The following is a 13,461-nucleotide window of genomic DNA, read 5'->3' on the forward strand; positions in this document are numbered from 1 at the left end:
TTTTTTTTATGATTTATTATCCAATTTAATCGCTTGTTCTAAAGCCGATTTTTCTTTAGCTCTACGTGAATAAGGCTGCAATTTACTCAAATCCCAACCAGTAATTAAACTCATATCTTCTAAGTTCATTCCTTTCATTAACATTTCTACGCACCAGGTATGTTGAGCTTGTTCGATTGCTGGTTGTTCTCCTTCTGGTGTTGATAATTCTTCGGTTAGTTTTTGCCAATATTCCTGTATATCCACTTCCGAAACTGGCACCCCATCATTATTAAGTATTAATGCAGAATGTTCGTCTTTACGACTTTTCAAGTATTTGGTTAAAGGATTATTAGTATAGGAACCATAGCGTTTTCCCATAATCCATTGATTAACTGGAACTTGACGAGTATTACCTTTAACTATCTGTAATAAATGTAGATTGCTGTCACAAATTTGATGATTTCGCTTTAAATTAGTAATTTCTGCTGTTGATAAACCTGCTCCAAATAAAATATAAATTAAAGCATAATCTCGCAATCCAGATTTTTTAGCACGCTGCAAAATTAACTGAACCGTTACGAAAGGTAAATCAATTACTTTTTCTACAGCAACTAACTCCGACGAAGTAACTAAACTTGTAGAATTAGTAGCTCCCATCAAAAATAAAGTTACCAAATCCTCTAAAAATTCATCTTTACCATGCCAAAATTCGTGAAATTCACTGGTAAATTCAATTACGGCATACCCCAACAGCATGATATTCAGCAAACTTGCTAACTTTTGAGGTGGTAAATGCGCGTGTAATTGCTCCCTTTCCATTACTGTTGCTAAAAATTCGGCAACATAATGATTCGCTTCTTTCAAACTTCTTCCCAGTGCTTGACGATTTTCTAAGGGATAACTTCCCGCTTCTCCCACTACCGAGCGAACTAAATCAGGCGATCGCTCTAAAGCCTGCAACCGATCTTCACAATAGTTTTTTAAAGCTTGGTAGACGCTAGTTGTTTGAGTAGCTTGATTTTTTAAATATTCGCTCAAATCTTGAAACACTGGTGATTCAGAAATTACCGCTAAAAGCAACCCGTGTTTATTACCGAAATGTCGAAACAATGTCACTTCATTAACTTGCGCCGATTTCGCCACTGCTTTGGTAGTAGTTTCCGTAACTCCTTGAGCCGCAAATAGCTCTACTGCTGCATTAATTATTCGCTGTCGAGTTGGAATTATTTCGGAATTGGACATTATTAAAGGTTTTTATATTTTATTCAAACAGTGTAAAGACCTTGCAGTGCAACGTCTCCGCGTATTTAGATTTGTATCTAGATTTTTTTTAATAGTATTAGCCCATAAATATGACAAAAGTCATGCAAGCACTACTTGCATTTTTAGTTTATCTTTGTTAACTTAGAAATGTAAGCGGCACTTACATATTCTAATCTACTTAACCGCAGTATTTCTTGCCCGCCTTTGGTTTAAATCTGGGTGTCGTGGGAAATACATCTAATTAGTTTTATTAAAAATACTCACACTCTAAGGAAATAATTATGACTACTCACTCTGCTGTTGCTGAGGGTAAGGAAAAGCTTGCTCTGAGTTGGACAAATGTGGCATTTTTCGGTGCATTTCACGCTTTGGCTTTATTGGCTCCCTGGTTTTTTTCTTGGTCTGCTTTGGGAGTAATGATATTTTTACATTGGCTATTTGGCAGTATTGGTATCTGCTTGGGCTATCACCGAATTTTGAGCCACCGCAGTTTACAAGTACCGAAATGGCTGGAATATATTATTGCGATTTTAGGAGCTATGGCAATGCAGGGAGGGCCAATCTTTTGGGTAGCCGGACACAGGTTACACCATGCTCATACAGAGGATGAAGTCAAAGATCCTTATTCTGCAAAACGCGGTTTTTGGTGGAGTCATATGCTGTGGATTTTCTATCCACGTCCGGAGTTTTTTGAATATGATAAGTTCAAGAAATTTGCTCCCGATTTGGTACGCCAACCATTTTACAATTGGTTAAATCGCTACTTCTTATTACTGCAAATTCCCGTAGGCGTTTTGCTGTATGTTTTGGGTGGATGGTCTTTTGTAATCTACGGTGTATTTCTCAGAGCAGTATTGCTTTGGCATTCAACCTGGTTGATTAATTCTGCAAGCCATATCCGAGGCTATCGCACTTTTGACTCAGAAGATAATTCCCGCAATCTGTGGTGGGCAGCAATTTTAACTTACGGTGAAGGCTGGCACAACAATCACCACGCTCATCCAAATGTAGCAAAAGCCGGATTGCGCTGGTATGAAATAGATATGACTTGGTGGGCAATTAAAGTATTGCAAAGTTTGGGATTAGCAAAGAAAGTTGTGATGCCAGTTAATGAATAATTAGTAATTTGTATTAATTTGTAGGTTGGGTTAGGCGCACTAATAATTTTGATACTTAATGAAGTATTGATATGCAACCTAACCCAACATTTTCAATTTGATTCTACTTAAAAATAAATTCAAAAATATATTAAGTTTCTATGGAAATAGTATGAATAACAATCCAATTACCATTACTTGTTTGACCGACTAAATACACATGAACCTGTGTTTCTCCTAGTCTAAATATTGTGATATCGCTTAAATTATCTGTGACGACTTTAGCAAAATTTTTATACCTTTTTAAGATTGCATCATCCCACCGATCGCTTTCACTACAAATAAATCTAAAAAAATGGTCGAATAAGTTATTGCTATAATATATTTTGCATTCAAATTTATATATAATTTTTATAAAACTTATTTGGATTATTTTAATTTGAAAATCTCAACTTTCATCCACCCAATTCTCCAACTCAATCCCCTCAACCCTACCCATATCCGAATCATTAGAAATCAAAATCAACCCGCGTGTAATCGCCGTTGCAGCAATTAAAACATCAGCATCTTGAATTGGTGTACCTTTTTTCTTTAAATCGGCATGAATTCTACAAGCTGTTTCTATAATTTCTATATTGTCTAAATATAAAATAGGATATATTTGGAACAAAGAATTAAAATCGGCTAACTGTCTTGTAGCATTTAAAGCTAAAAGTCCTCTTTTAATCTCGTAATAAGTTATACAGCTTACAAATACATCTTCCCCTAAACGACGTACTTCTTCTAATTTTCGATTTACCGCTAAATTTCTTCTTTTCAAAATGTAACTAACAATATTGGTATCTAATAAATAAGTCAAACTATCTATCTTCCTTCTACTGCTTCATCAAAAATTGCAATTTCCTCTGGTGTCAAATCATTTAAAGTACCCGAAACTGCTTCTACTACCAGAATACTATCAATTCTTTTTGTTAAATCATTATCTTTGATAGCCTTAAATTCTTCCTCAGAAAAGCTTGAAAATAAATCTACCAACATTTTGACCATTTCATCTTTCTTCAATTTTACTTGATAGAGACTATTTCCTTTTATTAGTTTTTCTACTATCGGCGCAATTCTATTAACAAGCTCTGGATTTTCTTTTTTAACTTCTTGCATAATCAACTCCTATTTTAAATTTTTGTAGAATACTTATTTATCTAGGTTAACGCAGTTTGATTTAAAATTAATTAGTTCGTAGTAAGGGCTTTAGCCCTCTACAGTTTTAAAAGTACCTGGCGATTTAAATCGCGGCTACACAAGCAAAACCCGCGCAGGCGGGTTATAAATTAGCTAGTCCACGCAGGTGGACTTTCCCTGTGTAGTAGCGGTTTTAACCGCCGGGTACTTTTAACACATACTCTAAAAAAGCTAAAGCCCTTACTACAAACAAAAAAAAGGCGGGCTATTAAACCCACCTCAAAACTATTCAATTATTCAATTATTCAACTACAAATTAACCCAATTTCTTGGCAGTTGCTACCACGTTGTCTACAGTAAAACCGAATTTCTCCAAAACAACTGCACCAGGAGCAGAAGCACCAAATCTATCGATGCTTACACAAGCGCCTTCACTACCAACATACTTGTGCCAGCCAAAGCTTGCAGCAGCTTCTACAGATACACGCTTGGTAACAGCTTTAGGTAAAACTGATTCTTTGTAGGAGTCATCCTGCTCTTCAAATATTTCCCAACAAGGCATGGAAACTACGCGAACTTTCTTACCTTCGCCGGAAAGTTTTTCGGCAGCACCTACACAAAGTTGTACTTCGGAACCAGTACCCATCAAGATTAAATCTGGTGTTCCGTCGCAATCTACCAAAATATAAGCACCTTTAGCTACGTTTTCTATAGAGGTACCCTTTAAGTTAGGTACGCCTTGACGAGTAAACGCTAATAAGGTAGGGTCTTTTTTCTTAGCTCTTTCGATCGCTAACTTATAACATCCAGAAACTTCATTTCCATCTGCGGGACGCATCACGTTTAAGTTAGGAATAGCTCTCAATGAAGCCAAAGTTTCAATCGGTTGGTGGGTAGGACCATCTTCACCTTGTCCGATGGAGTCGTGAGTCATTACCCAAAGCGTTCCAGTATGAGACAGTGCTGATAAGCGGATTGCAGCACGCATATAGTCGGTAAAGATTAAGAAAGTTGCACCATAAGGAACTAAGCCCGAATCGTGCAGCGCCATACCGTTACAAATTGCGCCCATACCGTGTTCGCGCACGCCGAAGTGGACGTTACGGTTTTTGTAATTACCTTTCTCAAAATCGCCCGATTCTTTAATTTCGGTGAGGTTGGAGTGGGTTAAGTCAGCCGAACCACCGATTAATTCAGGTAAAACTGATGCTAATTTATTTAGGCAAGTTTCGGAGTATTTACGAGTTGCTAAACCTTTGTCTTCGGGGGTGAATGTAGGTAATACTTTGTCCCAACCATTGGGAAGTTCACCTGTTAAATAACGCTCAAATTCTGCGGCTTCTTTGGCGTATTTTGATTTGTAGGTAGCAAAAGTTTTGTTCCACTCTTCTTCATAGCCAGCACCGCGTTCCACTGCTTTACGCATATGGTTTACAGCATCTTCTGGCAATTCAAAAGGTTCGTACTTCCAATCCAAGTTTTCGCGGGTGAGTTTAACTTCGTCAGCACCAAGAGCAGCACCGTGAATACCTGCTGTATCTTGCTTGTTGGGGGCACCGTAACCGATGGTAGTTGTCACCTTAATCATGGTGGGCTTGTCGGTGACAGATTTAGCTTCTTCGATAGCTTTAGCGATCGCGTCTAAATCATTGTTACCATCTTTGACATGGAGAACGTGCCAGCCGTAAGCTTCAAAGCGCTTGGAAACATCTTCGGTGAATGCGATGTCAGTAGAACCATCAATGGAAATATGGTTGTCATCGTAGAAAGTGATTAATTTACCTAAACCTTGGTGTCCGGCAAAAGAACAAGCTTCACTAGCAACGCCTTCCATGTTGCAACCGTCACCCACAATACAGTAGGTGTAATGGTCAACAACTTTAGCATCGGGTTTGTTGTACATCGCAGCCAGGTGTGCTTCTGCCATTGCGATACCTACTGCGTTACCGATTCCCTGACCCAAAGGTCCGGTAGTAATTTCTACCCCTGATGTCATGAAGTTTTCGGGGTGTCCGGGAGTGCTGGATTCCCACTGACGGAAATTCTTGATATCTTCTATGCTGACGCTATCGTAGCCTGCTAAATAAAGCAGAGCATACTGCAACATAGAACCGTGTCCGGCAGACAAAACGAAGCGATCGCGATTGAACCATTTGGGGTTTTTGGGGTTAAACCGCATAAATTTATCCCACAGCACGAACGCCATTGGCGCTGCGCCCATAGGTAGTCCGGGGTGTCCGGACTTGGCTTTTTCTACAGCATCAACTGCTAAAAAGCGAATTGAGTTGATACAAAGTTGTTCGAGAGTTTGAGTTTGGGTTGCAACAGTCATAATACGATTGTTTTTAATGACGAAGTGGTTCTGTTAATAGCTCTATGTAGCTCGCAAGGGTTATTTTAATTGTTCCCTACCTATCAGAAGCTATATTCTTATCATCCCATTGCTGGCTGTTGACGGACAAGACGCACAGCAAAAGAATTTTGATGAAGGGACTTGAGATTAATTGTATAGAGGATCGATCCCGTCCCGTTAGTTTTTTTATTAAACTAATTTGCCCTGGCAAGGTGCTTTATGCACCCTGCCCAAATCTCCTTAAACGTACTTCTTAAAGGCTAGCGTGACATTGTGGCCGCCAAAACCAAAGGAATTGGATAGCGCAACCTGAATATCTAAAGCGCGGCTTTGATTCGCTACATAATCCAAGTCGCATTCGGAATCTGGATTATCCAAATTAATTGTTGGTGGAACTCGATTATTGGCGATCGCCAAAACTGTCGCTACACCTTCGATTCCTCCAGAACCGCCCAAAAGATGACCAGTCATGGATTTGGTAGAACTAATTGCTATTTTGTAAGCGTGTTCCCCCAAGGCTTCTTTCATCGCAGCAGTTTCGGTGGGGTCATTTACCGGGGTACTGGTACCGTGAGCGTTTATATAAGTAACCATCTCCGGAGTAATTCCGCCGTCTTTGAGCGCTAACTGCATGGCTCTTGCGGCTCCTTTTCCACCGGGTACTGGTGAAGTCATATGATAAGCATCACAAGTCATACCATAGCCAATCATTTCAGCGTAAATCTTGGCCCCACGACTTAAGGCGTGTTCTAGCTCTTCCAGAATCAAAATACCCGCACCTTCACCCATGACAAAACCATCGCGGTCTTTGTCAAAAGGACGGCTGGCTTTTCCGGGGTCATCATTACGGGTGGAAAGCGTTCTTGCAGCAGCGAAACCAGCAATAGATAAAGGTGTAATTGCAGCTTCACATCCGCCACAAATCATCGCTTGAGCATATCCGTCTTGAACGATCCGAAAAGCATCACCGATAGCATTGGAACCTGAAGCACAGGCAGTTACCGGGCAGGAATTAGGACCTTTAGCACCAACATGAATTGCTGTTAACCCAGCAGCCATATTAGCAATCATCATCGGGATCATAAAAGGGCTACAGCGGTCGGGACCACGGTTGAGGTAAATCTCTTGCTGAACCTCCATCACCTTAATGCCACCCACCCCGGAGCCTAGCATGACACCAACTTGTTCTGCATTCAGGTCATTGATAACTAATTGCGCGTCCGCAACAGCTTGTTTTGCTGCCGAAACGCCAAACTGGGCGAATCGATCCATCCGTTTAGCTTCTTTACGATCCATGTAATCATGAGGATCGAAATTTTTTACTTCACCAGCAATGCGGCAATCATGGTTTGAAGCATCAAATAAAGTAATTTGACCAATACCATTACGACCGCTCGCCAATCCTTCCCAATATTGTTCTGGTGTTTTACCAATCGGTGTAATCGCGCCAACACCAGTTACAACAACGCGCTTACGTTTATATTCTGTCATGATGATATTTATGGTGGCTCGACGCAGTTGCCGTTCAACACATAGGAAAGAGTGGATTGGAAAGACGGGAACTAGGGATAAGAAAATTGTAATAGTTAGCGAGACATTTCCTACTAACTTTTAACCGTTCTCGTTCCCCAATCCCCAATTATTTCTTATCTATTCCGTATGTTAGGCAGATGCGGCAACCTTGCTATTGATGTAGTCAACTGCCTCTTGAACTGTAGTAATTTTTTCAGCTGCTTCGTCGGGAATTTCAATATCAAATTCTTCTTCCAAAGCCATTACAAGTTCCACCGTATCCAAAGAATCAGCCCCTAAGTCATTGGCGAAATTAGCGTTAGGAGTGATTTTTTCATCCTCAACACCTAACTGTTCGGCAACGATTTTCTTGACTTTCTCAAAAATTTCCGCTTGGCTCATCGATCAAAATACCTCTGAAGGTTGCTTATTTTCGCTCTTTATGGATGTCACCGTTTTGAGCATATACATCTTATCGGAAAGCGCGTTCTCATACACGATATATATGTTTCCATAACAGGAATTTTTATGGTTTTTTTTCTTTTGAATGTTACTAATGGTTGGTATATATCGCTCAAAGTCACTTATAGTTCCGTGCTGTCGATCAAAAGTTTGAGTTAAGAAAATCTTCTCTCCCAACTTTTTCACTGTCCATTCTTATCAAATTGTATTCTATTCCAAATGCTTAAATACGCTTATTTTCCAGGTTGTGTTGCTCAAGGAGCTTGCCGAGAGCTACATTCTTCTACCGTAGCCCTTTCCAAAGCTTTGAACATTGAACTGATTGAACTCAAAAAAGCAGCTTGTTGTGGTTCTGGTACTTTTAAGGAAGATTCACAACTATTAGAAGATACAGTCAACGCTAGAAATATTTCTTTAGCAGAGGAATTGAATCTGCCTTTACTAACTCATTGCAGCACTTGTCAAGGTGTTATCGGTCATGTAGATGAACGTCTAAAAGCTTGCGGGCAAAATAATCCCGATTACTTAAATAAAGTTAACAGTTTGTTGCAAAAAGAAAGCTGTTCGCCCTATCGCGGCAGCACCGAAGTCAAACATCTTCTTTATGCTTTAGTTAGCGATTATGGTTTAGAAGAAATCAAAAAACGGGTCACAAAAAAATTAACTAATCTTAAATGCGCGGCTTTTTATGGCTGCTATTTATTACGCGCTCAAAATATGCCTTTCGATGACCCTTTTAAACCAGAAGCAATGGAAAATATGTTTCGCACGGTAGGCGCAACACCTATTCATTATCAAGGTCGTACTAAGTGTTGCGGATGGCCTCTTTCTAGCTATGCCACTACCCAATCTTTTCAAATGGCAGGTAAACATATCTCCGAAGCCATAGAAGCCGGTGCGGATTGTATGGTTACACCTTGTCCGTTGTGTCACCTCAATTTAGATTCTCGTCAGCCAGAGGTAGAAAAAGTTATCGGACGTAATTTAGGTTTACCAGTATTGCATTTACCGCAATTAATCGCCTTAGCCTTGGGGGTTAGTCCCGAAGAACTTGGTTTACAAAGACATATTGTTTCTACAAAGCCAGTTTTGGAAAAATTAGGATTTTAAAATGTAGAAAAGCACATAGTATCGCGTCTCCATAATTTTTCAACTATTAGGACTTACGCAAAGCCCCCCAAATTAGCGGGGGGTTGGGGGGATCTAAACGTCTGGAATGCCTAGCCTATTGTTGCGATTGCGTAAGTTCTAACTATTATAAACATTTTAATATTGCTACAGAATCATACCTACTAATTATTAGTAAAATTATTTGTATATTAATCATTAATATTCATGTTTATCTTCCTGAATTTAAGTTTACTCTTAATCCGGAATCCAATAAGCTGTTTATCGACTTTTTTAAATTAAACTATCGCGAACATAACTTTATTAAATCTATAACTATATAAAAAGAATAACGAACTGTATTCAGTTTTAATGAATTTTCACAAAAAAGATAGGCATATTCAACAATTGTCTAATCAATTAAAAATATGGCACTGTAGAAATTACTCAGACACCATTAACGATTAAAAATTTAAACTAAGATTTTCTCTTAGTGGTAGCTGAATAGCTGCGTAATTTATGCAGAAAAAACTCACTTTTTTGAAAAAAATCATTTATGACTGGTACGTTGATTCAGTTAACACAGCAAAAAAATAAACTTCACGAAAGTAATGATTTTGCTAAAAGAATTAGTAGCAGTAAGCGCTGGCAATCTTTAGGAAGATTTAAGATAGTTCGCCGTGGATACAGTCTTTTTCAAAAACATTTACAGCGTTTTAAACCCCAGTTTTATCAAGAGCAATTAAACATCAGCACCGTCTCAGTTGTTTCTCCCGTTGAAGTTAATAAATGTGTAGATAATGTTCGGGAAACAGGGGTACATCTAGGATTGCAATTGAATGCTGAAGATGTAAAACAAATTCGCTCTTTTGCCGATCTAAATATCTGCACCGAACCCAAACATGATGACTCTTTCTTTGCTTCAGATATCAAAAGCGGACGCTTAAATGGTACAGATAGACAGGTAATGCGCGGGTTAGTTAGCAATATCGATAAATGTCCCAGTGTAGATAAAATTGTCCGCGATGCCACGTTAATTAAAATTGCTCGAAAATATCTTGGTTATTACCCAACTTTAATTACCCGTCATCTAACCTGGAGTTTTGCTTGCGATTTAGATGAAGCTGAAACTCAAAAAGTTTATCCATCTACCAATTTTCATTACGATGTGGCTGGATTTAATTTCGTAACCGTTAGTTTCTTTATTACCGATGTGGACGAAAATACTGGCCCTCACATCATGATCGAAAAATCGCACAATCGTAAACCATTACAAATGTTGTTTCGCTCAAATATCCAGAAAGAAGCCGATGTATGGCGTTACTATAATCGTTCCGAGCAACTTACAATTATAGGGAATGCTGGATTTGGATTTTTCCAAGATCCTTCTTGTATTCATAGATTAAAATTACCAACAAATGGTAATCGTTTGATTCTACAAATAAGGTATTCATAGACTAGATAAATTATCAGTTCCGTGCATTATATTTTAACTGAGAGACGCGATATATCGCGTCTCATTTCGTAATTAAGTTCTTATCTACGGAATCTAATTTTTTTATATATGTCCACGAACAAAATACTTAGAGCAATTCCAAATGCGAAAAAGAATGTAACACCCCACATCAACAAATATCCGAAACTCGCTCCTAGATTTGAAGCAACATAATCTGGCTGTGATGTGACATAAAAATGATTAATCCAAAGCCAGGTTAAAGGACATACCTTTGCTCAGACGTATGTGACTCAGGTTTATGCGATCGCCTACTGCGGAGCTAACTCGCCCTCTCTATCGCGGGAGCAATCGCTCATCGCCGCAGTCGTGCGGCTGTTGTTATTGGCGAGACTGTGCTAAAACCTGGTTGATTTAAAATGAGAAACCCCTCGGTAAGGAGGGGCATTAGTCAGTATGGTGTATATCTGGTAGATACTCAGTATTTTATTCGAGGCGAATATTATTTGTGCTTACGGCTTTTTTTGACTAATTGATCGACTTTAGATTAGCACGGTGACGACGGAAGCGATGCAATAAACCAACAGCAACAGCACCGAACAAACCAAGGGCAGTACTAGGTTCGGGAACACGAGTTGTTAAACCTACGAGCTTTTTACCACCGCCAATGTTACCTACAAACGTAGCAGCACCCGTACTCAAGTTGATGTTGTATAAATTGGAGCCAGATGCTGAGGTTGGAGTGAAAGCCGCGATCGCCTTATTTACCCCATTCTGCGTCAAGATGTCGAACCCTCCTATTGAGTCGATGTCGATACCGAGAGAACCTATTGGTACTAAAGTCCCATCATTAGGAGGCATCTGTATAGATAATGTGTCAGTAATGTAGTCAATGTCGTACAGTATGGTTCCAGTGTTCGGGTTATTATCTGCATTGAGGTAGGCTACAGCAGTGACGTTAGGATCTCCTGGGTTTAATGCCCCATCAACAATGACTGCACCAGTATCTACATTGATGCGGAAGTTTTGGTCATTCCCACCGACAACCCGTAGGCGATCGACTACTGGATTAAAGTCCACTCCGGAAATAAAGTTTCCAGTGAAGGGAATAGAGAGGTTACTTATAAAAGAAGCAGCGCCAGTAAACGGGTTAACGGTGTATATTTTGTCGGCAGTAAAACCATAGATTTTATTGTTAGCTGGACGACGGTCAATACCCAACAAACTACCATCGACCCCAGTAACTAAGACATTGGTAATATTAGCGGGATTGTCGGAGTCGAAGAGAACTAAATCGTTAGTATCACTTAGACCAACCAGACCAAAAGCAGCCGCTGGTTTGATGTTCTTGACTAGATCGAAGGTCGTTATAGCAGCCAGTGCTAGGATGATTGTACTAAACTTATTGAGTTTCATTATCAAGCCCTAATTGTTAAGTTTTATTAATGCAACGAGTAAAATTCAGTTAGCTACGAAATTAAGTAATTCTACTCTGTAAAAAACTATACTTATTAAAAATTGTAATTTCAATAAAATATTTACGTTTTTATCAAATCTTTAAGTATTCGTATGTAAAAATAAAGTTTTCATAGTAATCGACCTCCAAGTGATCGTAGAGGGCTATGTAATAAAGTTATTACTTTGAAGCGACTTTTAAGTATAAATACCACCCAATTATTGTCGAGACTGTGCCAAAACGGGAAATTTGTACGTTAAGAGATTATCCCAACTCCTGAAAGCCTTTTTAGATAAAGATTACTTTGCATGAACAAAAATCATCAAAATTCTATCAAAGTCAGTAGGCTGGTCACACACCCTACAATATTTGTGTATTTTATTATCGGATATTGAATCGCTATTTCAGTTTTCGCTGCAATTTTTTGATGTACTGATAAATTTCCGGTAATTTTTGAATAATCGCATTGGATTTTAAATATATTTTGTAAGGTATGGCTGGGTTTCCTGAGACAATTTCTCCTGGTGCAACGTTACTATGAACGCCGGCTTTTGCGGAAACAATCGCACCATCACCAATTTTGACTTGATTAGCAATTCCCGATTGTCCAGCAATAATAACGCGATTACCTATTTGTACTCCTCCGGCTGTAGCAGTTTGTCCGGCGATCGCACAACCAAAACCGACTTTTGTACCGTGTCCTATTTGCACTAAATTATCAATAACCGTATTGCTACCGATACGAGTTTCTCCCACCGCAGGACGATCTACAGCACTGTTAGAGCCAATTTCGACTTTATCTTCTAAAACTGTATAGCCGGATTGCTCCATTTTGAACCAGCCTTCTTTTGTAGGAACAAAACCAAAGCCTTCAGCACCGATAACCGTACCGCTATTAATAAAGCAATCGGCACCAATGCGAGAACGTTCTTGAATGGTACAGTTAGCGTGTAAAACAGTGCGATCGCCAATCTTTACGTCTGGATAAATAACAACGTTGGGGTGGATGCAGACGTTATTACCAATTTCTACATTTGGTTGAATTACAACATGGGCACCGATATAAACATCTTGACCAATTTTTGCACTTTCATGAATTACGGCGCTGGGATGAATTTCTGGAGCGGGCTGCCAAGGTTGATAAAATATATTGATTGTTTTAGCAAATAACAGTCGCGGCTCTTTCGCTGCTATCCAAGCAATTCCTTTTTCTTGTGCTTTTAACTGTAATGATTCGTCGGCAGGTAAAATCAAAGCATTGGCAGTTGTTGTATCTACCGCACTAGCAAATTTAGCACCTTCTATATAGCTGATAGTGCCCTTTTCTGCTTCGTCAATCGCCGCTAATTCTTTAATTTCTGGATCGAGGTTTGGTAAGTTAGCGAGACTAGAATTAGTAGCTGCTTCACCCAGTTTTTTGACTATTTCGCTGAATTTCATTTTTGCAATTTGAGTGAGAATTTAATAGATTAGGCTTTTTAATTTGTCGTTTTTGGTAGATATTTTGTTCTGTAAGAGGGTGTAAGAATGCGTCAATAACTATACTCGGAACCTCTCTCCAAACCTCTCTCCTAGAAGGAGAGAGGCTTATTACCCC

Annotated in this window: 12 protein-coding genes; 3 read left to right on the forward strand and 9 right to left on the reverse strand. The window is 39.2% G+C overall.

Annotated features, from left to right (window positions below):
• Positions 1-6: 6 nt before the first annotated feature.
• Positions 7-1,224, reverse strand: coding sequence for a TetR family transcriptional regulator (locus ACM03V_RS28155; protein WP_414624112.1), 1,218 nt, complete (start codon positions 1,222-1,224; stop codon positions 7-9).
• Between the two features lie 302 nt (positions 1,225-1,526).
• Here ACM03V_RS28155 and ACM03V_RS28160 point away from each other — a divergent pair, with 302 nt between their 5' ends.
• Positions 1,527-2,363, forward strand: coding sequence for an acyl-CoA desaturase (locus ACM03V_RS28160; RefSeq protein WP_414624113.1), 837 nt, complete (start codon positions 1,527-1,529; stop codon positions 2,361-2,363).
• 130 nt (positions 2,364-2,493) lie between these two features.
• Here the strand turns inward: ACM03V_RS28160 and ACM03V_RS28165 are convergent, their stop codons facing one another.
• The 6 genes from ACM03V_RS28165 to acpP all read right to left on the reverse strand — a co-directional run bounded on the left by ACM03V_RS28165 (position 2,494) and on the right by acpP (position 7,788).
• Positions 2,494-2,781, reverse strand: a complete 288-nt coding sequence (locus ACM03V_RS28165; protein ID WP_414624137.1) for a nuclease A inhibitor family protein — start codon at positions 2,779-2,781, stop codon at positions 2,494-2,496.
• Positions 2,782-2,790: 9 nt separating this feature from the next.
• A complete protein-coding gene (locus ACM03V_RS28170) occupies positions 2,791-3,201 on the reverse strand; it encodes a type II toxin-antitoxin system VapC family toxin (RefSeq protein WP_414624114.1) in 411 nt (136 codons plus the stop codon).
• Between the two features lie 5 nt (positions 3,202-3,206).
• Positions 3,207-3,500 carry a hypothetical protein gene (locus tag ACM03V_RS28175; protein WP_414624115.1) on the reverse strand — a complete coding sequence of 98 codons (294 nt, stop codon included), beginning with the start codon at positions 3,498-3,500 and terminating at the stop codon, positions 3,207-3,209.
• A gap of 337 nt (positions 3,501-3,837) precedes the next feature.
• Positions 3,838-5,853, reverse strand: coding sequence for a transketolase (gene tkt / locus ACM03V_RS28180; RefSeq protein ID WP_414624116.1), 2,016 nt, complete (start codon positions 5,851-5,853; stop codon positions 3,838-3,840).
• 261 nt (positions 5,854-6,114) lie between these two features.
• Entirely contained in the window at positions 6,115-7,365 is a 1,251-nt protein-coding gene (gene fabF, locus ACM03V_RS28185; protein ID WP_414624117.1) for a beta-ketoacyl-ACP synthase II, read from the reverse strand.
• Between the two features lie 171 nt (positions 7,366-7,536).
• Positions 7,537-7,788 carry an acyl carrier protein gene (acpP, locus tag ACM03V_RS28190; RefSeq protein WP_096656201.1) on the reverse strand — a complete coding sequence of 84 codons (252 nt, stop codon included), beginning with the start codon at positions 7,786-7,788 and terminating at the stop codon, positions 7,537-7,539.
• 267 nt (positions 7,789-8,055) lie between these two features.
• On the opposite strand from acpP, the gene ACM03V_RS28195 reads away from it, so the two are divergent.
• Positions 8,056-8,958 (forward strand): CoB--CoM heterodisulfide reductase iron-sulfur subunit B family protein, encoded by a 903-nt coding sequence (locus ACM03V_RS28195; RefSeq protein ID WP_414624138.1) that lies wholly within the window; start codon positions 8,056-8,058, stop codon positions 8,956-8,958.
• A gap of 553 nt (positions 8,959-9,511) precedes the next feature.
• On the forward strand, positions 9,512-10,411 hold the full coding sequence (locus tag ACM03V_RS28200; RefSeq protein ID WP_414624118.1) for a hypothetical protein: 900 nt from the start codon (positions 9,512-9,514) through the stop codon (positions 10,409-10,411).
• Positions 10,412-10,936: 525 nt separating this feature from the next.
• Here ACM03V_RS28200 and ACM03V_RS28205 read toward each other — a convergent pair.
• Together ACM03V_RS28205 and lpxD are read right to left on the reverse strand one after the other, a co-directional pair.
• The gene (locus ACM03V_RS28205) at positions 10,937-11,824 is read right to left on the reverse strand and encodes a DUF4394 domain-containing protein (RefSeq protein ID WP_414624119.1); all 888 of its coding nucleotides are present in this window, start codon (positions 11,822-11,824) and stop codon (positions 10,937-10,939) included.
• Positions 11,825-12,263: 439 nt separating this feature from the next.
• Positions 12,264-13,304, reverse strand: coding sequence for a UDP-3-O-(3-hydroxymyristoyl)glucosamine N-acyltransferase (gene lpxD, locus ACM03V_RS28210; protein ID WP_414624120.1), 1,041 nt, complete (start codon positions 13,302-13,304; stop codon positions 12,264-12,266).
• Positions 13,305-13,461 lie beyond the last annotated feature (157 nt).

This window comes from Calothrix sp. CCY 0018 (assembly GCF_963920925.1).
GTDB lineage: Bacteria > Cyanobacteriota > Cyanobacteriia > Cyanobacteriales > Nostocaceae > Rivularia.

Excerpts from the sequence above, each read along its gene's own strand:
- ACM03V_RS28155 (WP_414624112.1), bottom strand. The coding sequence starts at position 1,224 with ATGTCCAATTCCGAAATAATTCCAACTCGACAGCGAATAATTAATGCA.
- ACM03V_RS28160 (WP_414624113.1), top strand. The coding sequence starts at position 1,527 with ATGACTACTCACTCTGCTGTTGCTGAGGGTAAGGAAAAGCTTGCTCTG.
- ACM03V_RS28175 (WP_414624115.1), bottom strand. The coding sequence starts at position 3,500 with ATGCAAGAAGTTAAAAAAGAAAATCCAGAGCTTGTTAATAGAATTGCG.
- tkt (WP_414624116.1), bottom strand. The coding sequence starts at position 5,853 with ATGACTGTTGCAACCCAAACTCAAACTCTCGAACAACTTTGTATCAAC.
- fabF (WP_414624117.1), bottom strand. The coding sequence starts at position 7,365 with ATGACAGAATATAAACGTAAGCGCGTTGTTGTAACTGGTGTTGGCGCG.
- acpP (WP_096656201.1), bottom strand. The coding sequence starts at position 7,788 with ATGAGCCAAGCGGAAATTTTTGAGAAAGTCAAGAAAATCGTTGCCGAA.
- ACM03V_RS28200 (WP_414624118.1), top strand. The coding sequence starts at position 9,512 with ATGACTGGTACGTTGATTCAGTTAACACAGCAAAAAAATAAACTTCAC.
- ACM03V_RS28205 (WP_414624119.1), bottom strand. The coding sequence starts at position 11,824 with ATGAAACTCAATAAGTTTAGTACAATCATCCTAGCACTGGCTGCTATA.
- lpxD (WP_414624120.1), bottom strand. The coding sequence starts at position 13,304 with ATGAAATTCAGCGAAATAGTCAAAAAACTGGGTGAAGCAGCTACTAAT.